At 72.6% G+C, this 24711-nt stretch carries 18 protein-coding genes; 8 read left to right on the top strand and 10 right to left on the bottom strand.

Annotated features, from left to right (window positions below; all coding sequences use genetic code 11):
• Nucleotides 1-95: 95 nt before the first annotated feature.
• The 3 genes from gltX to ACIP93_RS26175 all read right to left on the bottom strand — a co-directional run bounded on the left by gltX (nt 96) and on the right by ACIP93_RS26175 (nt 2710).
• On the bottom strand, nt 96-1580 hold the full coding sequence (gene gltX, locus ACIP93_RS26185) for a glutamate--tRNA ligase (RefSeq protein ID WP_345228172.1): 1485 nt from the start codon (nt 1578-1580) through the stop codon (nt 96-98).
• A complete protein-coding gene (locus ACIP93_RS26180) occupies nt 1573-2358 on the bottom strand; it encodes a fumarylacetoacetate hydrolase family protein (RefSeq protein ID WP_401762173.1) in 786 nt (261 codons plus the stop codon). The genes gltX and ACIP93_RS26180 overlap by 8 nt, the downstream gene beginning before the upstream one ends.
• 112 nt (nt 2359-2470) lie before the next feature.
• Nucleotides 2471-2710, bottom strand: a complete 240-nt coding sequence (locus ACIP93_RS26175; protein ID WP_345228176.1) for a hypothetical protein — start codon at nt 2708-2710, stop codon at nt 2471-2473.
• 531 nt (nt 2711-3241) lie between these two features.
• Between ACIP93_RS26175 and ACIP93_RS26170 the strand changes: the two genes are divergently transcribed.
• From ACIP93_RS26170 to ACIP93_RS26135, 8 genes are all read left to right on the top strand, one after another.
• Nucleotides 3242-7396 (top strand): nitrate- and nitrite sensing domain-containing protein, encoded by a 4155-nt coding sequence (locus ACIP93_RS26170; RefSeq protein WP_401762171.1) that lies wholly within the window; start codon nt 3242-3244, stop codon nt 7394-7396.
• 9 nt (nt 7397-7405) lie between these two features.
• A complete protein-coding gene (locus ACIP93_RS26165; RefSeq protein ID WP_189825947.1) occupies nt 7406-7819 on the top strand; it encodes a roadblock/LC7 domain-containing protein in 414 nt (137 codons plus the stop codon).
• A 141-nt stretch (nt 7820-7960) separates the two neighbouring features.
• Nucleotides 7961-8377: a DUF742 domain-containing protein gene (locus ACIP93_RS26160; RefSeq protein ID WP_345228181.1), complete on the top strand. Its 417-nt coding sequence runs from the start codon at nt 7961-7963 to the stop codon at nt 8375-8377.
• The gene (locus ACIP93_RS26155) at nt 8358-8945 is read left to right on the top strand and encodes a GTP-binding protein (protein ID WP_401762168.1); all 588 of its coding nucleotides are present in this window, start codon (nt 8358-8360) and stop codon (nt 8943-8945) included. Before ACIP93_RS26160 ends, ACIP93_RS26155 begins: the two co-directional genes overlap by 20 nt.
• A 411-nt stretch (nt 8946-9356) precedes the next feature.
• A complete protein-coding gene (locus tag ACIP93_RS26150; RefSeq protein ID WP_401762165.1) occupies nt 9357-12806 on the top strand; it encodes a nitrate- and nitrite sensing domain-containing protein in 3450 nt (1149 codons plus the stop codon).
• A gap of 10 nt (nt 12807-12816) precedes the next feature.
• Nucleotides 12817-13230 (top strand): roadblock/LC7 domain-containing protein, encoded by a 414-nt coding sequence (locus ACIP93_RS26145; RefSeq protein ID WP_030980891.1) that lies wholly within the window; start codon nt 12817-12819, stop codon nt 13228-13230.
• A 156-nt stretch (nt 13231-13386) separates the two neighbouring features.
• Entirely contained in the window at nt 13387-14094 is a 708-nt protein-coding gene (locus ACIP93_RS26140) for a DUF742 domain-containing protein (RefSeq protein ID WP_401762413.1), read from the top strand.
• Nucleotides 14075-14656: an ATP/GTP-binding protein gene (locus ACIP93_RS26135; RefSeq protein ID WP_185034326.1), complete on the top strand. Its 582-nt coding sequence runs from the start codon at nt 14075-14077 to the stop codon at nt 14654-14656. Before ACIP93_RS26140 ends, ACIP93_RS26135 begins: the two co-directional genes overlap by 20 nt.
• Before the next feature lie 169 nt (nt 14657-14825).
• On the opposite strand, the gene ACIP93_RS26130 is transcribed toward ACIP93_RS26135, so the two are convergent.
• The 7 genes from ACIP93_RS26130 to ACIP93_RS26100 form a co-directional block, all read right to left on the bottom strand.
• The gene (locus ACIP93_RS26130) at nt 14826-15038 is read right to left on the bottom strand and encodes an acyl-CoA carboxylase subunit epsilon (protein WP_345228188.1); all 213 of its coding nucleotides are present in this window, start codon (nt 15036-15038) and stop codon (nt 14826-14828) included.
• Between the two features lie 53 nt (nt 15039-15091).
• A complete protein-coding gene (locus ACIP93_RS26125; protein ID WP_401762162.1) occupies nt 15092-16681 on the bottom strand; it encodes an acyl-CoA carboxylase subunit beta in 1590 nt (529 codons plus the stop codon).
• A gap of 154 nt (nt 16682-16835) precedes the next feature.
• The gene (locus ACIP93_RS26120; protein ID WP_345228192.1) at nt 16836-18158 is read right to left on the bottom strand and encodes an extracellular solute-binding protein; all 1323 of its coding nucleotides are present in this window, start codon (nt 18156-18158) and stop codon (nt 16836-16838) included.
• The gene (locus ACIP93_RS26115; protein ID WP_345228194.1) at nt 18155-19174 is read right to left on the bottom strand and encodes a hypothetical protein; all 1020 of its coding nucleotides are present in this window, start codon (nt 19172-19174) and stop codon (nt 18155-18157) included. Before ACIP93_RS26115 ends, ACIP93_RS26120 begins: the two co-directional genes overlap by 4 nt.
• Nucleotides 19175-19374: 200 nt before the next feature.
• Nucleotides 19375-20967: a hypothetical protein gene (locus ACIP93_RS26110; protein ID WP_401762159.1), complete on the bottom strand. Its 1593-nt coding sequence runs from the start codon at nt 20965-20967 to the stop codon at nt 19375-19377.
• On the bottom strand, nt 20967-23255 hold the full coding sequence (locus ACIP93_RS26105) for a tetratricopeptide repeat protein (protein ID WP_345228200.1): 2289 nt from the start codon (nt 23253-23255) through the stop codon (nt 20967-20969). The genes ACIP93_RS26110 and ACIP93_RS26105 overlap by 1 nt, the downstream gene beginning before the upstream one ends.
• The gene (locus ACIP93_RS26100) at nt 23252-24625 is read right to left on the bottom strand and encodes a serine protease (RefSeq protein WP_345228202.1); all 1374 of its coding nucleotides are present in this window, start codon (nt 24623-24625) and stop codon (nt 23252-23254) included. Before ACIP93_RS26100 ends, ACIP93_RS26105 begins: the two co-directional genes overlap by 4 nt.
• Nucleotides 24626-24711 lie beyond the last annotated feature (86 nt).

Below are 24711 nucleotides of genomic sequence, written 5' to 3'. Positions count from 1 at the left end.
GGGGGGGGGCCCCGGGGCGGGGGCGGGGGCGGGGGGGGGGGGGGGGGGGGGGCCCCCCCCCCCCCCCCGCCCCTTCCCGGGCGCGCGCAGGACGCTTATCCGGCGAGCTTGGCCAGCGCGGCGTCGATGCGGGCCAGGGTCCTGTCCTTGCCCAGGATCTCGAGGGACTCGAAGAGGGGCAGGCCGACCGTGCGGCCGGTGACGGCGACCCGGACCGGGGCCTGGGCCTTGCCGAGCTTGAGGCCGTGGGCCTCGCCCGCGGTGAGGACCGCGTTCTTGAGGGACTCGGGGTCCGACCAGTCGGCGGCTTCGAGGTGCGCGCGGGCCGTGGTCAGGAGGGCGGCGGGCTCGCCCTTCATGGCCTTGGCCCAGGACGCCTCGTCCTCCACCGGCTCCTTCCGGAAGAGGAAGTCGACGTTGGCCGTGATGTCGGAGAGGACCGTCACCCGGGTCTGGGCGTGCGGCGCGATGGCCTCCCAGGCGGCGCGGTCGAAGTCCTCGGGGGCCCAGTTGGCGTGCGGGGCCGTCAGCCACGGCTCGCAGGCCTCGGCGAAGGCCTTGGGGTCGAGCAGCCGGATGTGGTCGGCGTTGATCGACTCGGCCTTCTTCAGGTCGAAGCGGGCCGGGTTGGCGTTGACGTCGGCGACGTCGAACTTCTCGATCAGCTCGGGGACCGTGAAGATGTCCTGGTCGGCGGAGAAGGACCAGCCGAGGAGGGAGAGGTAGTTGAGCAGGCCCTCCGGGAGGAAGCCGCGCTCGCGGTAGACGTTGAGGGACGCCTGCGGGTCGCGCTTGGAGAGCTTCTTGTTGCCCTCGCCCATCACGTAGGGGAGGTGGCCGAAGAGGGGGATCTCCTTGGCGACGCCCAGCTCGATCAGGGCCCGGTAGAGGGCGATCTGGCGGGGGGTGGAGGAGAGCAGGTCCTCGCCGCGCAGGACGTGGGTGATCTCCATCAGCGCATCGTCGACCGGGTTGACGAGGGTGTAGAGCGGGGCGCCGTTGGCGCGGACGATGCCGTAGTCCGGGACGTTCTCGGGCTGGACGGTGATCTCGCCGCGGACCAGGTCCGTGAAGGTGATCGCCTCGTCGGGCATCCGGAAGCGGACGATGGCCGGGCGGCCCTCGGCCTCGTACGCGGCGACCTGCTCGTCGGTCAGCGCGCGGCAGTGGCCGTCGTAGCCGGACGGCTTGCCGGCGGCGCGGGCGGCGTCGCGGCGGGCGTCCAGCTCCTCGGTGGTGCAGTAGCAGTGGTAGGCGAACCCACCGCTCAGGAGCTTCTCGGCGACGTCCTTGTAGAGGTCCATGCGCTGGGACTGGCGGTACGGCGCGTGCGGGCCGCCGACCTCCGGGCCCTCGTCCCAGTCGAGGCCGAGCCAGCGCATCGAGTCGAGGAGCTGCTGGTAGCTCTCCTCGGAGTCGCGCGCGGCGTCGGTGTCCTCGATGCGGAAGACCATGGTGCCGCCGGTGTGGCGGGCGTACGCCCAGTTGAAGAGGGCGGTACGGACGAGGCCCACGTGCGGGTTGCCCGTCGGAGAGGGGCAGAACCGGACGCGGACGGGGGACGAGGGGGTGTTAGCCACGCTTGATCACCTTGTTGGTGAGAGTGCCGATGCCTTCGATGGTGACGGCGACCTCGTCGCCGACGTTCAGGGGTCCGACGCCCGCGGGGGTGCCGGTGAGGATGACGTCCCCGGGCAGGAGGGTCATCGCCTCGGAGACGTGCGCCACCAGGTCGGCGACCGAGCGGACCATGTCGCTGGTGCGGCCGAGCTGGCGCTGCTGTCCGTTGACCGTGCACTGGATCGTGAGGTCGGCGGGGTCCAGGTCGGTCTCGACCCACGGGCCCAGGGGGCAGGAGGTGTCGAAGCCCTTGGCGCGGGCCCACTGCTTCTCGCGCTGCTGGACGTCCCGGGCGGTGACGTCGTTGGCCGCGGTGTAGCCGAAGACCACGTCCTTGACGCGCTCCGGGGGGACCTCGCGGCACATGCGGCCGATGACCACGGCGAGTTCCGCCTCGTGGTGCAGTTCGGAGGAGAAGGAGGGGTAGGCGATCGAGTCGCCCGGGCCGATGACCGAGGTGGACGGCTTGAAGAAGGCGACCGGGATCTCCGAGACCTCGTTGCCGAGCTCCGCCGCGTGCTCCGCGTAGTTGCGGCCGATGGCCACGACCTTGCTGGGGAGCACGGGGGGCAGCAGCCGCACCTTGCTCAGGGGGACTTTGACGCCGGAGAGCTCGAAGTCGGCGTACGGAATGCCCTTGATGATGTCGAGGACGAGGTCACCCGACTCGGGTGTTCCCTCGCCCTCGACCGCGCCGAAGGCGACATTGCCGTCGATGGAGAATCTGGCGATGCGCACGGGATGCCTGCGCCCCTTACCTGAGCTGGCCGAAGTCTGACGCTCCAGGCTAACGCGGGAGGTGAGGTCGGCTCCGCCCGTCCTTGCGGGGAGGGGTCGGCGAGGGGGCCGGTCAGGCGGCGGGGGCGGCCTCGGGGAGGTGCTGGATCTCCGGGGCGACCATGAGGACGGTGCGGCGGGTGTTGGCGGTGGCGGCGGGCAGCTCCTGCGCGTACTCCGGGAGGGCGGCGGGCCGGGGGGTGCCGGTCTGCTTGTCCAGGTGGGCGAGGGTGGTGCGGCGCGGGTTGGCCAGATTGCGGATCGCGGAAGCCGTCTTCTTCGCGCTCTGCTTCGTTGTCGTGGAGTTCTGCATGAGAGTGCTCGCGCCTTGTCGATGAGGGCGCCGGACGGCGCCGGTGGTCGGATTCGCAATCCCTGTAAAGCGTCAGGCTAAACATCCGCTTCCCGGCCAAAGCCGGGAATGTGCCGGGATCTTCGTGTGAGTTTGCTCACGAACTTGGGGGCAATTCCCGCAATTCGGACTGTTGATCTTGTGGTCAGAAACGGACATTACCTATCTGAAGGATTGATTCCGCTCCTGATCGTCCCGACTGGGGCACCCCCCACCCGTAAGCGACTCGTACGCAAATGTCCCTTACGTAGGGGAAGCGAGTCTACGACTGGTGACACACCAGGCACAAAGCGTCACCCCAGGTCCGTCGGGTCGCTCGGGCCTTGTTGGAGATCCGGCACTGTGCTGGAATTCCCCGGACCGCGGTCACTCACGACCACCCAATGGGGATGATCCGGTACCCCACGACTCGACACCGTTCCGCCGCTCTGCGGTGGCACGCCTGGTCCAGAGGTTGCGACGCTAGTGCAGGGACGTTTCAAGAGGGATGGCATGGGGTCTCCCCAGGCCCGCCAGGGCCGTGGGGACACCCCGGCCGAGCAGGAGCCGCGCGGCCAGGCCGCCCCGGGCTCGTCGCCCCAGCCCCCGCACGCCCGGAACCCCCAGGGCGACGGCCCGGCGCAGCCCGGCGGCGGCCCCGGCCGGCCCGGCCAGGGCGGTCCCGGTGGACCCGGTGGCGCCTTCGGCGGAGGCGCCGGAGCCTTCGGCGGCGGTTCGCCGGAGCCCTCGAAGGCGCCCGGCGAGGCCAAGGAGAAGAAGCCCAAGGCCCCCAAGCCCATCACCGAGGGCACCCGAATATCCCTGCGCAACTGGAGCATCAGCACCCGACTGGTGTCGCTGCTGGCCCTCCCCGTGGTCGCGGCGACCGCGCTCGGCGCACTGCGCATCAACGAGTCGCTGAGCGACGTGCAGCAGCTCGAGCACATGCAGCTGCTGACCGACATGACCCGCAAGGCCACCGACCTCGCGGCGGCGCTGCAGAACGAGCGCGACAAGACCGCCGGCCCGCTGGCCAACGGCACCCGGCAGGACGACCCGACGGTCAAGGCGGAGCAGGACAAGAGCGACCGCTTCAAGGAAGCGTTCATCGCCGGCACCCGGGGCGTCGAGGTCGGGGAAGAGGGCGACGAGGCGCTCACGAGTATCCGTGACAGCCTCCGCGACATCAGCATGCGGCTGCAGACCCTGACGCAGATCCGCGACACCGCCTTCCAGGACCGCGGCGAAGCGGGCCACTCGCAGACGGTCAGCGCGTACAGCGGTCTGATCACCTCGCTGCTGAGCCTCTCCCAGGACATGGCGCAGGCGACCTCCAGCCCGGAGATGATCAAGCGCACCCGTGCGCTGGCGGCGTTCTCGAACGCCAAGGAGTTCGCCTCGGTGCAGCGCGCGATCATCGCCGCCGCGCTGCCGGCGAACCCGGACGACCCGAAGCAGAAGGTCAACCTCACCGAGAGCGACCGGCTGTTCGGCCAGACCGCCCGGTCCAACGAGAAGACCTCGCTGGGCACCTTCACCACCATCTACGGCCCGCAGTCCGCCATCCCGCTGCTGAGCGTCCTGACCAACAACAACCCGGACTCCAAGCGCGCCGACGACTACGCGGAGAAGGTCCTCAACACCGAGGGCGGCATCAAGCAGCTCAAGGTCCGGTCCTACAAGGACTGGGAGGACCAGGCGAGCAACGAGATCGACGCGATGAAGCGCATCGAGGCCACGCTGCTCACCCAGATGGAGCAGAAGGCCCGCGAGCTGAAGGCGGACTCCGAGCGCTCCACGTACATCTCCGGTGCGGTCATCCTGCTCGTGCTCGGCGTCTCGCTCGTCGGCGCGTTCATCATGGCCCGCTCGATGATCCGCTCGCTGCGCCGCCTGCAGGACACCGCGACCCGGGTCGCCCAGGAACGGCTGCCGGAGCTCGTCAAGGCGCTCTCGGAGTCGGACCCGCAGGACGTGGACACCTCCGTGGAGTCCGTCGGCGTGCACAGCAAGGACGAGATCGGCCGGGTGGCCACCGCGTTCGACGACGTGCACCGCGAGGCGGTGCGACTGGCCGCCGAGCAGGCCCTGCTGCGAGGCAACGTCAACGCGATGTTCACCAACCTCTCGCGCCGCTCGCAGGGCCTCATCCAGCGTCAGCTCTCGCTCATCTCCGAGCTGGAGGCCCGCGAGGCCGACCCGGACCAGCTCTCCTCGCTCTTCAAGCTCGACCACCTCGCCACCCGTATGCGCCGCAACGGCGAGAACCTCCTCGTCCTCGCCGGTGAGGAGCCGGGCCGCCGCTGGACGCGTCCGGTGCCGCTGGTCGACGTGCTCCGTGCCGCCGCCTCCGAGGTGGAGCAGTACGAGCGCATCGAACTGGCGTCGGTGCCCTCGACCGAGGTCGCCGGCCGGGTCGTCAACGACCTCGTGCACCTGCTCGCCGAGCTGCTGGAGAACGCCACCTCGTTCTCCTCGCCGCAGACCAAGGTGCGGGTGACCGGTCACGCGCTGCCCGACGGCCGGGTGCTCGTCGAGATCCACGACACCGGCATCGGCCTGTCCCCCGAGGACCTCTCCGCGATCAACGAGCGGCTCGCCGCGCCCCCGACCGTGGACGTCTCGGTGTCCCGCCGCATGGGTCTGTTCGTGGTCGGCCGCCTGTCCCTGCGGCACGGCATCCGCATCCAGCTCCGCCCGTCGGACTCCGGCGGCACGACGGCGCTGGTCATGCTGCCCGTGGACGTGGCCCAGGGCGGCCGCAAGCTCCCCGGCAAGCCCGGTGGGCCCGGCGCGCCCGGCGGCGCGCCGCAGATGCCCGCGGGCGAGGGCCAGCGTCCGGGTCTGCCCGGCGGTCCCGGTGCGGGCGGCGGTCCCGGCGGCCCCGGCGGCCGTCCCGGCGCCCCGCAGGGCGGCGGCATGCTGGGCGCCGAGCCCTCTCGGCGTCAGGTCCCGGCCGGTTCGGGCCCGCGGACGGCGCTGCCGGGACGCACTCCGGGCGCCGGCCTCACCGGTGCGCCCCCGGCCGGTCCGCCCAAGCGCGGCGGTCTCGCCGGCGCCTTCGGCGGCGGTCGCGGCGGCCGTGAGGACGTGCGCCAGGCGCACGCCCCCGAGCCGGACCGCGGTCTGCCCCGGGCGGGCGGCCCGCGTGCCGAACTGCCCGGCGGCCCGGCGGCTCCGCAGGGCGGCCGGCCCACCAGTTGGGGCGCCCGGCCGAACCCGGCCGACCAGCCGCGCGGCCACGAGGAGACCGAGGACCGTCAGGGCCCCGGCGCCACGGCCGAGTTCGACCGTCCCGACTTCAACGGGCCGCCGCCCGGTTCCGCGACGGGCCAGTTCGAGCGCCCGGACGTCCGGCAGGACCCGGCGTCCGCCGGCCGGTTCGAGCGCCCCGACGTACGCCAGGACCCCGCGGCCACGGGCCAGTTCCCGCAGCCGGACTTCCAGGACCCCGCGGCCACCGGGCAGTTCCCCCAGGCCGACTTCCAGGACCCCGCGGGCACGGGCCAGTTCCCGCAGGCCCGCGGACCGCAGGACCCCGCGGCCACCGGGCAGTTCCCCCAGGCCGACTTCCAGGACCCCGCGAGCACGGGCCAGTTCCCGCAGGCCCAGCACGGCGGTTTCCCGGACCCGGCCGCCACCGGCCAGTTCCCGCAGCCCGCTTTCCCGGGCCGCCAGGACACGCCCCCGGCCCGGGAGCAGTTCGAGCGTCCCGACGTACGCCAGGACTCCCCCGGCCAGTTCGAGCGCCCGGACGTGCGCGGGCCGCAGGGCCCCGGTTCGACCGGCCAGTTCCCGCAGGTCCGCGGGGAGCAGGGCCCCGGTTCGACCGGCCAGTTCCCGCAGGCCGGGCGCCGGGACGGCGCCTTCCCGGAGCCGGGTTCCACGGGCCAGTTCGCGCCGTCGGACTTCGCGGCCGCCACCGGGCAGTTCGAGCGCCCCGACGGGCGCGAGCAGCAGCAGCAGCGGCCGGACCCGTACGACACCGGCGCGCACCGGAACGGTTCCTACGACCGTCCGGCGCCGGCCCCGGCGTCCGGTGCTCCGCGTCCGCGCGGCGGCCAGGACGACGCCGCCTTCCGGCCGCCGCGTCCGGTGGCGAGCCTGCCGGGCCAGGGTGCGCAGGACATGTACCCGCAGGTCCCGCAGAACCAGCAGCCCGACGAGACCCAGCAGGTCCCGCAGGTGCGGCAGCAGGAGTCGCTGCCGCCAGCCGCGGGTCCCGGGGACGGCCGTACGCCGCTCTTCGACACGCTGGAGTCGAACTGGTTCCACCAGGACCAGGGCGGCGCCCCCCAGCCCGCCGCGGCCGCCTCCGTGTCCGCCCGGCCGGCGGCCCCCGCCGCCGAGCGCGAGTCCGCCGAGGCCGCCTGGCGGCCCTCGCCGAACGACGAACTCGTCCGGCAGGCCGAGCGGGTGCGCAAGCCCGCCGCGGGCGGCGTCACCACCTCAGGACTTCCGCGTCGCGTCCCGAAGGCCAACCTGGTCCCGGGCACGGCGCAGGAACAGAACCACCAGACAGGTCCGCAGGTCTCCCGTGCGCCCGATGACGTACGCGGCCGGCTGACCAATCTTCGTCGGGGCATTCAGCAGGGCCGCCAGGCCGGAAGCAACGGCACCACTGGCACGTTCCGCACCGTTGACCCCACTCACCAGCAGGAGCGTTAGTTGAGTCCGATGAGCCAGGCGGCGCAGAATCTGAACTGGTTGATCACCAATTTCGTGGACAACACCCCTGGGGTGTCCCACACGGTGGTGGTCTCCGCCGACGGACTCCTTCTGGCGATGTCCGAAGGTTTCCCCCGTGACCGTGCCGACCAGTTGGCGGCGGTGGCCTCCGGGCTCACCTCGCTGACGGCGGGCGCGTCCCGGATCTTCGAGGGCGGCCCGGTCAGCCAGACCGTGGTGGAGATGGAGCGCGGCTTCCTCTTCCTCATGTCGATCTCGGACGGCTCGTCGCTGGCGGTGCTCGCGCACCCCGACGCCGACATCGGTCTGGTCGGATACGAGATGGCACTGCTGGTCGACCGGGCGGGCACGGTCCTCACCCCGGACCTCCGCGCGGAACTGCAGGGCAGCCTGCTTCACTAGGCGGCACGCCGGCTCGTACGACCCCACGCCCCTCAGGTAGTTCGCACCACCCAGCCCCACAACCGTCCGGCCGAAGTCCGATTCCCCCACCGGCCCCGTCAGACGGCACGCCGACCCCTTGCTGTCATGCCCGGAGGACCCATGACCCCGCCCCCCGCCTCTCACGATCCGTACGGCGGCGCGCATCTCGACGCGCCGTACGACGCGCACGAGGGCGATCAGCCGCTGGTACGTCCCTACGCGATGACCGGTGGCCGGACCAGGCCGCGCTACCAGCTCGCCATCGAGGCGCTGGTCTCCACCACGGCCGACCCGGCGCACCTGTCCACGCTGCTCCCCGAGCACCAGCGGATCTGCCACCTGTGCCGCGAGGTCAAGTCGGTGGCCGAGGTCTCGGCGCTGCTCGCGATGCCGCTGGGTGTCGCGCGCATCCTGGTCGCCGACCTGGCCGAGGCCGGGATGGTGGCCATCCACCAGCCGGGCGAGGGCGCGGAGGCCGACGGAACGCCGGCCGTGACGCTGCTGGAAAGGGTGCTCAGTGGACTTCGCAAGCTCTGACGGCGCGACGGGCGCGGCCCGTTCCACCACCTCCGCCAAGATCGTCGTGGCGGGCGGCTTCGGCGTCGGCAAGACCACGTTCGTGGGCGCCGTCTCGGAGATCAACCCGCTGCGCACGGAGGCCGTCATGACCTCCGCCTCGGCGGGGATCGACGACCTGACCCACACCGGTGACAAGACGACCACCACGGTGGCGATGGACTTCGGCCGCATCACGCTGGACCAGGACCTGATCCTGTACCTCTTCGGCACGCCCGGTCAGGACCGCTTCTGGTTCATGTGGGACGACCTGGTGCGCGGCGCGATCGGGGCGGTCGTGCTCGTGGACACCCGGCGTCTGGCCGACTGCTTCCCGGCGGTCGACTACTTCGAGAACAGCGGCCTGCCGTTCGTCATCGCCCTCAACGGCTTCGACGGCCACCAGCCGTACACGCCGGAGGAGGTCCGCGAGGCGCTCCAGATCGGGCCCGACACCCCGATCATCACCACCGACGCCCGGCACCGCGCGGACGCCAAGAGCGGCCTGATCACGCTGGTCGAGCACGCGTTGATGGCCCGGTTGAAGTAGGTCGCACGTCATCCGCAAGTAGGGGCGGGGATACGGAAGTTGTCGTAGTCCCACAGGGGCGGGCTGTGTCGTACGACACTCTCCGCCCCGGCTCCGCGGTGGAGTTCATAACGTTTCGAAGGAGAATTCGCCGAGCGCGGCAACCCGGCGCGTTCATCCGGTGCCGCTGTGCTCACACGAGCCCCGCCTTTTGGCGGGGCTCGTTCTTTATGCCCGTTTTATCTGAGGGATGGGCCACTAGGAAGGACTTCTTCCGGCTGTTTGGTCCAGAACCGTCGGCCGTGCTGGAATTCGGCGAAACTCCTGAGTAAGTACGTGGGCTCCGAGCGTGAGTGCACAGAAGCACAGCAGTACGGCCCCGAACGAAACACGGCACAGCACAGGTGCCGACGCCGAGAGGTTGTTGGTCGAGTGAGGCGAAGCAAGAAGAGCTCCGCAGAGCAGCAGACACGGGGCAACTTCACCCCGCCGTCGCGCACTGCGGCGCCGCCTGCCGCCGAGGCGCCCCCGGCGGGCGACGCAGCGGGCGGCAGTTCCAGCCGGATGTCTCCGCGCAACTGGCGCGTGGCCACCCGGCTGAACGCCATTCTCCTCATACCCGTCCTGGTCGCCCTCGTCATGGGCGGCTTCCAGGTCAACGGCTCCGTCAAGGCCTGGCGCGACGCGCAGGACGCGGAGAAGACCGCACTCATCGTGCGCGCCGCCGCCGAGTACGGGCACGCGCTGCTCAACGAACGCGACCTCACGGCGCAGCCGCTGCTCACCGGCAGGCGCACCGCGCCGGCCGTCGGGGACGCCAGGAAGGCGACCGACGACGCGAAGAAGAAGTTCGACGCCGCCGTCGCGGGCGCCCCCGACAACCAGGGCCTGAAGAACCGCCTCAACCGCATCCGGCAGGCCGAGCCGAAGCTGCCCGCCCTGCGCGGGACCGCGTACACCGCGGGCGTCGAGAGCAAGAACCCGGTCGCCACCGAGGAGGGCTACCGCGACGTCCAGCACTTCCTGATGGAGGTGTCGAACGAACTGAGCCTGGGCTCCGGCAACATCACCTCCTACGGCCGGACGGTGTACGCCGTGGAGCTGGCGAAGGCCGCGGGGTCCCTGCAGCGCTCCATCGGCCTGCACCTGCTGATCCGGCCCAACGGCGAGGACGAGATCTTCGAGGGCCAGGTCAAGGCGTTCTGCTCGTACAACTACCTGGAGACCATCGCGCTCGGCGAGTACGTCTCCGGCGGCACCCAGCAGGACGTGGACCGGCTCAGCGACGTGATGAAGGGCAAGGCCGAGGAGGGCGGCCGGAAGCTCGCCGAGGCGCAGGCGGCGGCCAAGGCCCAGGGCAAGACCCTCGCCACGCCGCCGGCCAGGAACGGCTCGGTCTTCGACGGGATGGCCGCCGAGATCTGCAAGGGCCAGAAGCAGAGCACGCTCGCCGCCAAGGGCATCGTCCCGCTGACCTGGCAGGCCGCGGCGACCGCCAAGTTCGACGGCTACACCGAGATCGAGAACGAGCTCGTCACCAAGGCCGTGACGGACGCCGCGCAGATCTCCGCCGACTCCCGCAACGACGCCCTCATCAACGGCGCCATCGTGGTTGTCGCCGTGCTCGCCGCCTTCGTGCTGGCCGGTGCGGTCGCCCGCCAGATGAGCCGCTCGATGAAGCGCCTGCGCACCGCCGCCTTCGGCATCGCCGAGCAGCGGCTGCCGATGCTGGTCGACCAGCTCTCCCGTACGGAGCCCGGCCGCGTGGACACCCGGGTGCAGCCGATCCCGATCACCTCGCACGACGAGATCGGCGAAGTCGCCCGCGCCTTCGACCAGGTGCACCGCGAGGCGGTGCGGCTCGCCGCCGAGCAGGCCATGCTCCGGGGCAACGTCAACGCGATCTTCACCAACCTCTCGCGCCGCAACCAGTCCCTGATCGAGGGCCAGCTGACCCTCATCACCGACCTGGAGAACAACGAGGCCGACCCGGACCAGCTCGAAAGCCTCTTCCGGCTGGACCACCTGGCCACCCGCATGCGCCGCAACGGCGAGAACCTCCTGGTCCTCGCGGGCGAGGAGCCGGGCCGCCGCTGGAACCAGCCGGTGCCGCTCGTCGACGTCCTGCGCGCCGCCTCCTCCGAGGTGGAGAGCTACGAGCGCATCGAGCTGACCGGCGTGCCGGAGTCGGAGATCCACGGCCAGGCCGTGACCGACCTCGTGCACCTGCTGGCGGAGCTCCTGGAGAACGCCACCACCTTCTCCTCCCCCCAGACCAAGGTCCGCGTCAACGCCACCCGGCTGCCCGACGGCCGGGTGATGGTCGAGATCCACGACAAGGGCATCGGGCTCACCCCCGAGGACTTCGCGGACATCAACCACAAGCTGGCCAACCCGCCGACGGTGGACGCCGCCGTCTCGCAGCGCATGGGCCTGTTCGTGGTCGGCCGCCTCGCCGACCGGCACGGCATCCGGGTCCAGCTCCGCCCCTCGGGCGAGCAGGCGGGCACGACCTCGCTGGTCATGCTCCCGGACGCGATCACCCACGGTGGCGGTGGCGAGAACCAGCCGCAGGGCGACTTCACCGTCTCCTCGATCATGGCGGAACAGCAGACGCCGGAGCAGCCCTCGTTCGAGGCCGCCCCGCTGCGCACCGCCGCCGAGCTCGGCTTCGACGACTCGCGCTACGAGGCGGGACACGGCCGGCCGGGCGAGCGCACGCCGCTCGATCCGGTGAACCGCTCGCTGCTCCGCGAGGAGCGCCGGGCGGCCCTGGAAGGCCGTGCCGCGCAGGGCGACGACCGCCCGCTCTTCCGCGACGAGGTGCAGGAGCCGCAGCAGACCTCGTACGAGCAGGGCTACGAGAACCAGCAGCCGGCCCCCCAGGGTTACGAGGGCCAGCCGGCCCCGCAGGGGTACGACCCGAACGCCTACGACCCGCAGCAGCAGGGCTTCCAGCAGCCCGCCTACGGAGAGCAGCAGGCCTACGACCCGAACGGCTACCAGGAGCAGCCCGCCCCCGGCGGGTTCGACGGCTTCGGCCCGCGCGACTCCTTCGGCTCCACGGAGCCCTTCCCGGCCCAGCAGGTCCCGCAGCAGCAGGGCTATGCGGAACCCGGGTACCAGGGGTACGGGGAGCAGCCGCAGCAGACATCGTGGCAGGACCCGAACGGACTGCCGGCCGGCTACGACCCCGCGCACCCGGCCGCAACGGAATCCGGAACGACATCCGGAACCGCATCTTCCGGACAGTCTTCGCAGGAGGCTCCCCCGGCGGCCGACGAACCCGTAGGCTTCGAGGGTCCGGGCACTGCTCCGGACGCACCGCGCGAAGGTCACGCACTGACGGACGCGGGTCTTCCGCGCCGCGGCAGCCAGCCCGGCCAGGAGAGCATGCTCAGCCGGCACAGCAAGTCGGGCCGCGACGGGCAGCAGTCCTCCCCCCGGGAGGAGCAGCGGCCGCAGGCGGCCCTGCCGACCCGCAAGCCGCAGCAGCCGCCGGTGAGTTCGGTGACTTCGGTTCCCGAGCAGCCGCAGCGGTCCGCCCCGGCGCGGCAGGAGCCCCCGGCCGACAGCAACTGGCGCACGTCGAACGACGAGCGCTGGCAGCGGGCCGAGAAGCTCAAGGACCCCAAGGCGGGCGGGATCACTCCCTCCGGCCTCCCCAAGCGGGTGCCCAAGGCCAACCTGGTCGAGGGAACCGCGGAGCAGAGCCCGTCGAGCGGCCCCCAGGTCTCTCGCGCACCCGAGGACGTGCGGGGCAGGCTGAGCAACCTGCGCCGGGGCGTCCAGCGGGGGCGCAGCGCGGGGACCGACCAGAACCAAGCGGCCACTTACGATCAGCACAGTGGACCGGGTAGTACCTACAACCAGGAGCGTTAGTGTGAGCCCGATGAGCCAGGCGGCGCAGAATCTGAACTGGTTGATCACCAACTTCGTGGACAACACCCCCGGTGTTTCCCACACGGTGGTGGTCTCCGCCGACGGACTCCTGCTGGCGATGTCCGAAGGATTCCCCCGTGACCGCGCCGATCAACTGGCGGCCGTGGCCTCCGGTCTGACGTCGCTGACGGCGGGCGCCTCTCGGATCTTCGAGGGCGGCGCCGTCAACCAGACCGTGGTGGAGATGGAGCGAGGATTCCTTTTCATCATGTCCATCTCCGACGGTTCCTCCCTCGCCGTCCTCGCGCACCCCGACGCCGACATCGGCCTCGTGGGGTACGAGATGGCACTGCTGGTGGACCGGGCCGGCACGGTGCTGACCCCGGATCTGCGGGCCGAGCTCCAGGGGAGTCTGCTGAACTGAATCCCCCGGCGGAGGGCGTGTTCCTCCGCTGAGGGTTCTTGACGAAGTCTGTTCAACTGGCAGACACCCCGTGCGCAGTGGCATCCCCGGGCTTTAGGGTTCGGGGATGTGGCTCCACAGGTGATGGTGCCCGCAGTGCAGTCGGAGGAGGAGAACGTGGCAACGCCCCCAAACGGTTCGTCGGCCGACTGGCCCTATGGCCGCGGCCCGGGTCAGGGCCAGGGTGGTCAAAGCGACCCCTCGCAGAACCGGTTCAACTTCCCCTCTGCGCCCAGCCGTTCCCCGCGGGGCGGACAGCACTCCGCGGGTCGTCCGCAGGACGGGCCGTCCGCCGGGTACCAGCAGTCCTACGAGCAGCGCCCCTACCAGCAGCAGCCCCCGCAGCCCCCGCGCCACGGGCAGCCCTCCGGCATCCCGCCGGCGTCGGCCCGCCAGCAGCCGGGCCGCGCGGGGTCCCCGTCCGTCCCTTCCCCGGGTTCCTCTGGTTCCTCGGGTTATTCCGGGTCCTCCGGAAGCGGCGGTCACAACCCCCTGGTGCGTCCGTACGCCATGACGGGCGGCCGTACCAGGCCCCGCTACCAGCTCGCCATCGAGGCGCTGGTGCACACCACGGCGGATCCCAGCAGGCTGCACGGGCAGTTGCCCGAGCACCAGCGGATCTGCCAGCTGTGCCGTGAGATCAAGTCGGTCGCCGAGATCTCGGCACTCCTCTCCATCCCCCTCGGCGTAGCCCGGATCCTCGTCGCCGACCTGGCAGAGGCCGGACTCGTCGCCATTCACCAGCCCGGCGGCGACGAAGCCGCGGGCGGTCAGCCAGATGTGACACTGCTCGAAAGGGTGCTCAGTGGACTTCGCAAGCTCTAGCAGCGGAGCAGCCCGCTCCACAACCTCCGCGAAGATCGTGGTGGCGGGCGGCTTCGGCGTCGGCAAGACGACGTTCGTCGGAGCCGTGTCGGAGATCAACCCGCTGCGCACCGAGGCCGTCATGACCTCCGCCTCCGCGGGGATCGACGACCTCACCCACACCGGTGACAAGACGACCACGACGGTCGCCATGGACTTCGGCCGCATCACCCTGGACCAGGACCTGATCCTGTACCTCTTCGGTACGCCGGGCCAGGATCGCTTCTGGTTCATGTGGGACGACCTGGTGCGCGGCGCGATCGGCGCGGTCGTGCTGGTCGACACCCGGCGCCTGGCCGACTGCTTCCCGGCGGTCGACTACTTCGAGAACAGCGGCCTGCCGTTCGTCATCGCCCTCAACGGCTTCGACGGCCACCAGCCGTACAACCCGGAGGAGGTCCGCGAGGCGCTCCAGATCGGGCCCGACACCCCGATCATCACCACCGACGCCCGGCACCGCGCGGACGCCAAGAGCGCCCTGATCACCCTGGTCGAGCACGCGCTGATGGCGCGGCTGCGCTAAGCGCTCCCGTGCCACACGGGTTCGGGCCCGTGCCCCCTTCTCGGCCTGTCCGGGGGGCACGGGCCCTTCGGCGTCTTCGGGAGGGGCGGCGGGCCGGGGGCCGGCCGTCCGCGCACGGCGAAGGCCCGGCCCCGCGAGAACGGGGGCCGGGCCTTCGGGGCGGGAGGGCTCAGCCCTGCCAGCTGTGCGGCGCGCGGAAGCCGGGGGTGCGCTCCAGGCGGCGCCAGCCCGCGGAGGAGCTGCGCGGGTGGGGGGCCGAGACCTCGGCGGGGCGGGCGGCGGCGCGGGCCAGGAGGACCGCGGTGATGGCGGCCAGTTCCTCGGGGGCGGCCTCGCCCTTCTCGACGCGCAGGAGGTTCTTCGTGTCGGCGGGGGTGGTCATGTGTGGTGTCGTCTCCGTCGTCTCGTCGTCGTACGCACAGCGGGTGCGGGAATTCACTGGGGCGGGTTGCCGTGCTTGCGCGACGGCAGGTCCGCGTGCTTGTTGCGCAGCATCGCGAGGGAGGAGATGAGGACCTGGCGGGTCTCGGCCGGGTCGATCACGTCGTCCACGAGGCCGCGCTCGGCCGCGTAGTACGGGTGCATCAGCTCGGCCTTGTACTCCTTGACCATGCGCGCGCGCATCGCCTCGGGGTCCTCGGCCTCCGCGATCTGCTTGCGGAAGATCACGTTGGCGGCGCCCTCGGCGCCCATCACGGCGATCTCGTTCGTCGGCCAGGCGTAGGTGAGGTCGGCGCCGATGGACTGGGAGTCCATGACGATGTACGCGCCGCCGTACGCCTTGCGCAGGATCAGGGAGATCCGGGGCACCGTGGCGTTGCAGTACGCGTACAGGAGCTTCGCGCCGTGGCGGATGATGCCGCCGTGCTCCTGGTCGACGCCCGGCAGGAAGCCGGGCACGTCGAGCAGCGTCACGATGGGGATGTTGAAAGCGTCGCACATCTGGACGAAGCGCGCAGCCTTCTCGCTGGCCTCGATGTCCAGGACCCCGGCCAGGGACTGGGGCTGGTTGGCGACGATGCCCACGACCTGGCCGTCGAGCCGGGCCAGGGCGCACAGGATGTTGGTGGCCCAGCGCTCGTGGATCTCCAGGTAGTCGCCGTCGTCGACGAGCTCCTCGATGACCTTGCGCATGTCGTAGGGCCGGTTGCCGTCGGCCGGGACCAGGTCGAGCAGCACGTCGCCGCGCCGGTCGGCCGGGTCCTCGGAGACCACGGTCGGCGGGTTCTCGCGGTTGTTGGAGGGCAGCAGCGAGATCAGGTAGCGGACCTCGGCGATGCAGGTCTCCTCGTCGTCGTACGCGAAGTGCGCGACGCCCGAGGTCTCGGCGTGGACGTCGGCCCCGCCGAGACCGTTCTGGGTGATCTCCTCGCCGGTCACCGCGCGGACCACGTCCGGACCGGTGATGAACATCTGCGAGGTCTCGCGGACCATGAACACGAAGTCCGTGAGGGCGGGGCTGTAGGCCGCGCCGCCCGCGCACGGGCCGAGCATCACGGAGATCTGCGGGATGACGCCCGAGGCCCGGGTGTTGCGCTGGAAGATGCCGCCGTATCCGGCGAGCGCGGAGACGCCCTCCTGGATGCGGGCGCCCGCGCCGTCGTTCAGGGAGACCAGGGGCGCGCCGGCCGAGATGGCCATGTCCATGATCTTGTGGATCTTCGTGGCGTGGGCCTCGCCCAGCGCGCCGCCGAAGATGCGGAAGTCGTGCGCGTACACGAAGACCGTGCGGCCCTCGACCGTGCCCCAGCCGGTGATGACGCCGTCGGTGTAGGGCTTCTTGTTCTCCAGGCCGAAACCGGTCGCCCGGTGCCGGCGGAGCTGCTCGACCTCCTGGAAGGAACCCGGGTCCAGCAGCAGCTCGATGCGCTCGCGCGCGGTCAGCTTGCCCTTGGCGTGCTGCGCCTGGGTGGCCCGCTCGCTCGGGCCCTGTACGGCCTGCTCACGCAGCGCGTGCAGCTCGGCCACCCGGCCGCGGGAGTCGGTGGGCTCGCCCGGGGCGCCCGGAGTATCCAAAACGGTCATGTGTCGACCCTACGAAGAACGCCAAGAAAACGGTCCGTCGACTCTGCACAGTCTCCGGGCCCGATCCCTGTGGGGGCCGGACAGAACCATGTCCGGATACGGAGGAAATCCCTGCTGGGCGCGGGGGGCGTTTGTAAAGAGGTCACAAAGAGGCTCAGTGTGGCGTGCTGCACACCCGCCTGACCGCGGCGGGCGCGCCCTGGGCCTTCTGCACTTTCTGGATGCCCCGGAGCCGGGGCATCGGATCGCTGCCGGGCTCGGCGAGCTGGAGGAGCACCGCCTCGTAGAAGGCGTCCCGGACGGCGGGGGACATCACGTCGGACGCGTCCAGGCAGCGGGGCGACGCCGCCCCGACGGCTCCCGGCGGGCGGCCGGTGAGCCGCCGGGCGATGCCGCTGTTCACCGCGTCCCCCGGCCGCGCTCCCCCGGTGAGGATGTCGGAGCGGGCGGAGAACACCTCGCCGTCCTGCGTCCAGCGCTTCTGGCCCTCGTACGACACCAGGGCGGCCAGCAGCCGACGGGCCTCGGGGGTGTCGTTGAACAGCACCGCGAAGTCCGCCGACACCTCGTGGCCCCGCTGCGGGTAGGGGCCGCCGGGCAGCAGCGCCGCGGAGTCGACGAACGCGGCCGGGTCCTGGTCCCGCCGGTAGAACAGAGGGGCGAAGGAACCCTGGTGCTCCAGGGTGCAGCCGCCGCCGAACAGCAGCCCGCCGCCCTTCTTGGCGGGGCCCCGGTGGTCGGTGAGCAGTGCCTTCCGCGCGGCCTTCGCGTCCTTGGCCATCAGCGCGCCCCACGCCCGCCAGGCCCCGGCGATCCGCGGGTCGGTCCACGCCACGTCGCCGGTCGCCCAGTCCTCGTACACCCGGGGCCCCTGCGACTGGAGGACGAGGTCCTCGATCCAGTCGCTGCCGGGCCAGCCGGACGCCCCGTCGTCGCCCATCCCCACGCACCAGGCGGCGGCCGGCGGGGGGCCGGCGGGCGGGCGGCGGTCCGCGCGGTGCCAGACGATGCTCTTGAGGTCGGCCTTGACGGGGACCCAGTGGAAGGGCCGGTCGCCGTCGCGGGACAGCCACAGGTCGTCGTACTTCTCCAGGTCCCGGTCGGCGAGCCAGTTCAGGGGCTTGAGCTGCTTCTGCTTGGCGTAGTCGGCCAGCTCCCCCACCCCCGGCATGATCGCCACGTCCGGCGCCGTGCCGGCCTGCACCTGGGCGAGCAGGACCTCGCGCTGGGCGGCGGTGCCCTGGTAGGTGTACGGGATGCCGAAGCCGTCCAGCAGCTTCGTGAAGCGTGCCTCCTGGCCCTCCGTCCACGGGCCGAGGACGGTGACGGGTTCCTCGTCCGACGCCCCGTCGGGGACGGTGAGGGTGCACGCGGCGGTCGTGAGCAGGCCCAGCCCCAGCAGGAGAGCGGCGGCCCGGACGCGGAGGCGGGCGTGCAAGCGGGGGCGGACGCGGGTCCCGCGCGGGTGGGGGATCATGAACTCGCCCTCCAGTAGTCGGCGTTGAGCCGTCGCGCGCACCCCACCACGGGCAGCACGCACACCAGGATTCCGCCCATGACGAAGGCGGGGAAGACCTCGGGCCGCCAGTGCCCCGAGGCGAGGTCCATGTCCGGGGCGGGCTGGGCCTGCTCCTGCTGCCGCACCGCCACCGGGCGGGTGTCGTCCCCCGCGCGGGTGACGTGCCGGGCGAGTTCGGCGCGGGAGCCGTCCACCCGGTTCTGGGTGACCGCCGTCGCCCAGAGCGGCAGCACGGCCAGCGCCACGGCGAGCAGCAGGGCGGCGACCAGCCAGCCGTCGTAACGCCGGCCGCAGCGGCGGCGCAGCACCCGCAACGCGGACAGGATCGTCAACGCGAGTCCGGTCAGGGCGACTTCGGCGACGGTCCAGCCGGCGATCTGGAGCGGGCCCAGTTCGGTGCCGGTCCTGATCCGGTCCAACTGGTCGCGCTGGAGCGCGTCGAGCCGGGGGATCAGGCCGACCCTGGCACGCCACAGGACGGAGCTCGCCTCGCCGAACTTCTGCTCCCACATGGGCGAGGCGCCCTCGTACCGGACCGCGGCGTCGGTGACGGACTCCCGGTAGACCGTCATCAGCCCGTTGACGATGGACAGCAGGGCGCGGCCCCGCTCGCCGTCGACCTGCACCGAACGCAGCTCGGTGAGGGTCTGGTCGGCGGAGGAGAAGGCGGTGCGGTGCGGCTCACCGGTGCCGACCACGCCGCTGAGGCCCTTCTCCTTGGTGTACCGCACCTCCTCGTGGGCGCGCAGCAACGACAGCCGGATCGCGGCGAGCTGCCGTACGGCGGACACGGAGGCGGTGCGGAGCTGCGCGGACGACTGGTCGGCCCTCTCGTACGAGAGCAGCATCGAGGCCGTGCCGAGGACGCCCAGCAGCAGGGCGACCGCGAGGTGCCGCTCCAGCAGGCGGCGGGTGGCGGAGCCGGTGCGCCGGTGCCGCCACCAGGTGCGCAGGATGAGGCGCAGGGTGCTCACGGCGGCGGGGGCGACCGGCCTCCGGACGGCGGTGCGCGGGGGTGCTGCCGCACCGGTTCGCGGGGGCGCTGCCGCACCGGTGCGGGGGCCCGGGACTGCTTCCGTGCCCCGGGCCGCCGACGGCACGCCCGACGTCCCCGGTCCCGGTCCCGGTCCTCCGCCCGCTCCGGTTCCCGTTCCGGCTCCCGTCCCCGCCGCGCTCATCGTCGGGCTCCCGTCAGGGCCGTACCGCAGACGATGCAGTACTGGGCCGTCGCGCCTGCCGTCCGGCCGCAGCGGTGGCAGTCGAAGGTGATGAAGGCGGTCGGCTCCACCGCCATCGCCTCCGGCGCCGTGCTCGTGCCGCCCTCGCGGTGCAGGATGGACCGCTTCAGCTCCTCCCGGTCGACCGCCTCGTGCACCCGGACCACGCCCAGCCGCGCGTCCACGACCTCGGCGACCCGGCCGACCTCCTCCAGCGCCCACTCGACGCCCAGTTGGTGGGCGAGCTGGGCGGCGGCGCCCAGCCGGCGTTCGGCCTCCTCGTGCCTGCGGTCGTGCAGGGCGATCTTTCCCCGCTTGAGCTCCTTGCGCATCAGCTCGACGGCGCCGGCGACCACGACCGTGTTCTCCTCCGCGCCGTAGGCGAGGCCCCCTTCCGCCGGCGTGGCGGACGCGTCCTCCGGCTCCCGTGCCCCCAGGCCGCCGTGGGGCCGCGCCCGGGGCGGGGTCGGCCGAGGCCTGGGCCGGGTCTCCCAGCGGACCACGACAGGGGCGTGGCTGTCGCCGACGGACAGCGCCGCGAGCTGCAGATCGGTGGCCAGCGGGTCGCCGGTGGCGTCCAGGCCCAGCTTCAGCCGGTACGTGGAGGTGCCGGGCCGCCACGGGAGCGCCTGGGTGCGCAGCACTCCGGGCCGGCCCTGGACCTCGCGGGCGGGCAGCGGGTGGCTGCCCGGGGAGGTCTCCTCGAGGCCGACCAGGCGCACGCCGTGGCGCAGCACGATCTCCAGCGGCAGTTCGGGGGCGCTGCCGTGCCGGGCCGCGACCGCCTCCTCCGCCGCCGCGGCGAACCGGTCGGCCACCGGTGTCGCCCGCCCGTGCAGCCGCTCGGCGACCGCGAGCAGCGCGGCGGGCTCCCAGGGGCCGTCGAGGGCGAGCACGTCACAGGTGAACCGGCCCGCACAGCGGTCGAGTTCGGCGTCGACGGCGGCGAGGCCGGCCCCCTGCCCGCCCCTGCCCGCCCCGCCCGCCGGGCCCGGCACCGGTCCGTGCCCCAGGCCGCCGCTGCCGTCCGTGACCAGCAGCAGATGCCGTACGGGCGGCACCCGGTCCCCGCCCCGGTCGAACTGCGCGCGAGCGGCGGCCAGCAGCCCCGCCACCCCCGCGCCGCCCGTACCGGGGCCCCACGCCTTGCGGTCGACGTACACCTGCCGGGTGCCCGTGGTGAACCCGGCGTCGCGCAGCGAGGCGGCGGAGGCGGTGGCCCAGCCCCCGTCGAAGGGGTAGACGGTGCGGCCGTCCGCGCCGATGAGCGCGTAGGCGCAGCCCGGCGGCAGGGCGCCCAGGGTCTCGGCCAGGGCCTCCCGGGCGGCGGCGTCCCGGTCGGCGTCGAGGTCCACGGCGACGGCGACGGCCAGGTCGCCGTGGCGGGCCCCGGCCGCGTTCCCGGTCCGGGCGCCGTCCTCCCGCACCGTGATCCGGGCGCTCACCTCCAGGGTGACGTTGGCCCGCGGGCTCTGCTCCCGCCAGACCTGGACGCCGAGGTCGAAGGCGGTGCCCCGCGGGGACGCGAACCCGCCGGCCGGCGCGGCCATCAGAACCGGCTCCCCGGCCGGACGGTGTGGGACAGGTCGATCAGGTGCTCGAACTCCGCCCGGTCCGGTCGCTGCTGGGCCAACATCCGGTAGTTCCCCTCCAGTTGTTCGCGGACGGTCCGCTCCTCGGCGGACATCCGCTTCCACCACGGGCCGTCGGACGCGTCGTTCCAGGCGCGCAGGGTGTCCAGCCGCCACTCCAGCAGTTCGGTGCGCAGCCGCAGTACGTCGTCGTCCGACAGCCGGGGCAGCGCGTCGGGCGCGGTGTGCTCGATCTCGGCCAGGACCTCCGCCGACCGCTCGGGAGTGGGCAGCCCCTCCCGGTCCCCCGCCAGCCGTCCCGCGGTGATCCGCCAGACGGCGATCTGGACGACCGGCCAGTCCCGGGACGACGGCGGCACCCTGCCCAGCACCTCCAGCGCCCCCCGCCGGTCCCCCTCGGCGAGCGCCAGCCGGGCCAGGCCCAGGGCGGAACCGCCGTGCGAGGGGTTGCGCAGGTGCACCGCCTGGTAGTGCCGGTACGCGAGCGGCGCGGCGGGCTCCGCGGGGGTGGGCGGCGAGGTCGGCGCGTGGGGGCCGAGGAGTTCGGCGCAGTGCGCGAGGGCGAGCTTGGTGGCGTACTCGCCGGGCAGCGCCCGGTGCACCTCGGCGAAGTGGTCCAGGGCCCGGCCCACCTGCCCGGCGGCCAGCTCCACGAGCCCGCGGTGCCACTCCAGCCGCCAGCGCAGCCCGGCCCGCCTGCCCGGGATGCCGGCCGCCAGGTCGAGCTGCTCGCGCGCGTCGGCGAGCGCGGCGGGGGTGGCCTCGGCGACCCGTACGCGCACGTTGTGCAGGTGGATCTCGCCGGAGGGGTCGGCGGGGTCGGGCTGCTCGGCGCGGTAGCGCGCCGGGTCGTACAGCGTGGTGGAGAACCACTCCTTCTGCGGGTCGTCCTCGTGCGGTATCGGCACCGGCAGACCGCGCGCGATCTCCACCGGCGTCGGCGTCCCGAGGTCCAGCGGCGGGGCCTGCGCGACGCGGGCGCGCTCGTGCAGGGGCCGGGCGGTCCAGTGCTCCGGCGGCGGCACGGACCCGAGCCGGGCCCCGAGCAGCCGGGTGGCCGGGGTGAAGCAGGGCGAGGGCCGCGGCTGGTCGCGTTTGCCGCGCAGTGCCCTGATCTCCCGCAGGGCGCCGAGCAGTTGGTCCTCCATCTCCTTGGCGGTGGCGAACCTGGCGTCCGGGTCGGGGTCGGTGGCCCGGCGCACGATGGCCGCGAAGGAGGCGGTGCCGAGGCCCGGCACGTCGTCGCCGACGGCCCACTCGGCCAGTTCCCGGAGGGTGACGCCGACGGTGTGGATGTCGTGCGCGGCGGTCGGCACGAGGGTGGTGTCGATCTCCGGCGAGGTGTAGCGGTCGGTGCGGGTGATCTCCTTCTGCGGCACGCCCAGGTCGCGCAGCGCGCCGAGGTCGATGACCTTGATGTCCCGTTCGTGGTGGACGACGTTGGAGGGCTTCATGTCCAGGTAGGCGGAGCCCATGTCGTGCAGGTGCTGCAGGGCGTCGAGGATGCGCACGCCGTACGTGATGACGTGCTCGACGTCGAGGACGAACTCGCCGCGCCGGGTGGCGTCGATCATCGCCTCCAGGGTGCGGTCGCCGACGTCGTCCATCACGATGTACGCCCCGGTGAGCTTGGCGGGGTCGGCGGGGTCGAAGCGGCGGATGAAGTTGCGGATGCGCACGATGCGCTGGTGGCGGATGGCGGTGAGGTTGCGGCGCTCCTTGTCGGCCTGGGCGGGGCCGTTCTCCTCGTACCGGTTGAGCAGTCCCTTGATCGCGACGGTCTCGTCGAGGTGCAGGTCGTGGGCGAGGTAGACCCAGCCCTGGCCGCCGCGGGCGATGACGAACTGGAAGCGGTACTGCCCGTCGAGGGGCGGGGTGTTCTCGTCGAACTCGTCGGGCTCGTAGAAGTACGGGGTGTTGCAGCGCGGGCAGTGCCCCTTGGGCGGTACGGGTCCGGAGACGTACGGCGGGAAGAAGCGGATGCCGCACTTCTGCGACGAGCACCGCATGACGGCGGGCAGCCCGGGGTCCTTCTTGCGGTCGGCCGGGCTGCTGGGCCGCTGGAGGGGCAGTTCCAGGAAGCCCGCCGGACCGTTTCCGGCGGGGTGCGGGGCGAGCGGCGGCAGCGGCTGCGCCTCCTCGTGCCGCCCGCAGGTGCCGCAGTAGCCGGTGAACAGGACGCGCCCGGGGCAGGGGGCGCCGGTGACCCGCCGGTGCGGGCAGGGGGCCGTCACGGTCGTCGTCATCGCCACCACTTCTCCCACAGGTCCAGGTCCCGCTGGAGGTCCGCGACCAGTTTCAGCAGCCGGGCGATCCTGCGGTCGCAGCACGTGTGGTCCCCCGGCGGCGTCTCGCGCCGGATGCGCCGCAGGATCTCGGCGTGCCGCCGGGCGGTGCGCTCGCCGGGGCCGTGCTCGGCGCCGGGCTCGGAGGTGGTCAGCCGCTGCCGCTCGGCCAGCTCGGCCAGCCGGTCCGCCCCGGCCCGGGCGCAGTCGTCGAGCGCCTCGTCCAGCAGCCCGCAGCGGGCCCGGTGCCACGCCTCGCCGCCGCCCTCGCGGAAGGTCAGCAGGAGGCGGAAGCCCAGTCCGCGCAGCCGGCCGAGCAGTTGGATCAGGCCGTCGGGGTCCCGGTCGCGGTCGAGGGCGGTGACGGCCACGGTCATGCCGCGCACCGGCCGCATCCGAGCGACGGCGGGCGGGTCGTCGCCGGTCGTCAGCCACCGCTGCAGGGCCTCCAGCCGCCCGCTCTCCGGCACGATCAGGGCCGCGAGCTGTTCCGCGAACTCACCCCGGTCGGTGCGCCCTCCGGCGTAGTGCACGTGCGCCCGGTACAGCTCGTGCCGCAGCGTCCGGTCCCGGCCGCCGCCCTCGGCGACGGCGCAGATCTTCACCCCGGGCTGCCAGCGCCCGGTGAACCAGGCGGTCAGGCGTTTGCGGAAGCCCGGGTCCCAGGCGCCGGGCTGGCTCAGTTCCCGTACCAGGGGCACCTGTTCGGCGATCTTGCCGATGGGGATCATGTACGACCGGGAGTGCTGCTCGCCGTTGGGCAGGGCGGGATCGTCCTCGCGCCGCCCGACGGTCATGCCGACCACGCGGGTGGGCCGGTCGTCGCGCGGGACGGTGAAGACGGCGCCGCCGCTGAAGCCGCGCCGGACGGCGTCGTTGGCGGAGTCCAACTGGGCCCAGTTGGCGTGCGGCCCCACCAGGCGGGCCTTCAGGGTCAGCCCGGACTCGTGGTAGTCGGGGTAGCCGGTGCTCATCACCTCCTCACCGGCGTGCAGGTCGGTGCTGAGCAGGGCGGGCCTGGCGCGCGGCCGCGGGGTCTCCAGCACCAGCAGGGCCACGTCGAGCCCGTGTTCCTCCCGTCCGGGCGGATGCCAGCTCCCGGGCCCCGGTACGACGGTGGCCCCGACCCCTTCGATCAGCGGGCTCTCCAGGAACTCGACCCAGATCTTCTCGTCCGGGCCGCCGACGACGTGCGCACAGGTGAGCACGTGGCGCATGGTGATCAGGATGCCCGCGCCGCACACGTCCCCGTGCGCGTCCTCGCGCCGGAGCCGGAGTCTCCAGTCCGCGTAGAAGCGATGTCTGCGGCTCTCCCCGCTCAACTCCCCCATGCACGGGGAGGATACGCCGGGCAGGGGGAAGCCCCCAGCGGTTGCGCCGACCACAGGGGGCTTCGTATCGCTTTTGTGTCAACTAC

The organism is Streptomyces sp. NPDC088745 (assembly GCF_044751045.1).
Lineage (GTDB): Bacteria > Actinomycetota > Actinomycetes > Streptomycetales > Streptomycetaceae > Streptomyces > Streptomyces cremeus.
This window is presented reverse-complemented; position numbering and strand designations above follow the sequence as displayed.

What these genes read in the sequence shown, in the direction of transcription:
- ACIP93_RS26170 (WP_401762171.1), top strand. Translation starts at nt 3,242, where the DNA reads ATGGGGTCTCCCCAGGCCCGCCAGGGCCGTGGGGACACCCCGGCCGAG.
- ACIP93_RS26145 (WP_030980891.1), top strand. Translation starts at nt 12,817, where the DNA reads ATGAGCCAGGCGGCGCAGAATCTGAACTGGTTGATCACCAACTTCGTG.
- ACIP93_RS26160 (WP_345228181.1), top strand. Translation starts at nt 7,961, where the DNA reads ATGACCCCGCCCCCCGCCTCTCACGATCCGTACGGCGGCGCGCATCTC.
- ACIP93_RS26105 (WP_345228200.1), bottom strand. Translation starts at nt 23,255, where the DNA reads ATGACGACGACCGTGACGGCCCCCTGCCCGCACCGGCGGGTCACCGGC.
- ACIP93_RS26120 (WP_345228192.1), bottom strand. Translation starts at nt 18,158, where the DNA reads ATGATCCCCCACCCGCGCGGGACCCGCGTCCGCCCCCGCTTGCACGCC.
- ACIP93_RS26165 (WP_189825947.1), top strand. Translation starts at nt 7,406, where the DNA reads ATGAGCCAGGCGGCGCAGAATCTGAACTGGTTGATCACCAATTTCGTG.
- ACIP93_RS26125 (WP_401762162.1), bottom strand. Translation starts at nt 16,681, where the DNA reads ATGACCGTTTTGGATACTCCGGGCGCCCCGGGCGAGCCCACCGACTCC.
- ACIP93_RS26100 (WP_345228202.1), bottom strand. Translation starts at nt 24,625, where the DNA reads ATGGGGGAGTTGAGCGGGGAGAGCCGCAGACATCGCTTCTACGCGGAC.
- ACIP93_RS26175 (WP_345228176.1), bottom strand. Translation starts at nt 2,710, where the DNA reads ATGCAGAACTCCACGACAACGAAGCAGAGCGCGAAGAAGACGGCTTCC.
- ACIP93_RS26130 (WP_345228188.1), bottom strand. Translation starts at nt 15,038, where the DNA reads ATGACCACCCCCGCCGACACGAAGAACCTCCTGCGCGTCGAGAAGGGC.
- ACIP93_RS26110 (WP_401762159.1), bottom strand. Translation starts at nt 20,967, where the DNA reads ATGGCCGCGCCGGCCGGCGGGTTCGCGTCCCCGCGGGGCACCGCCTTC.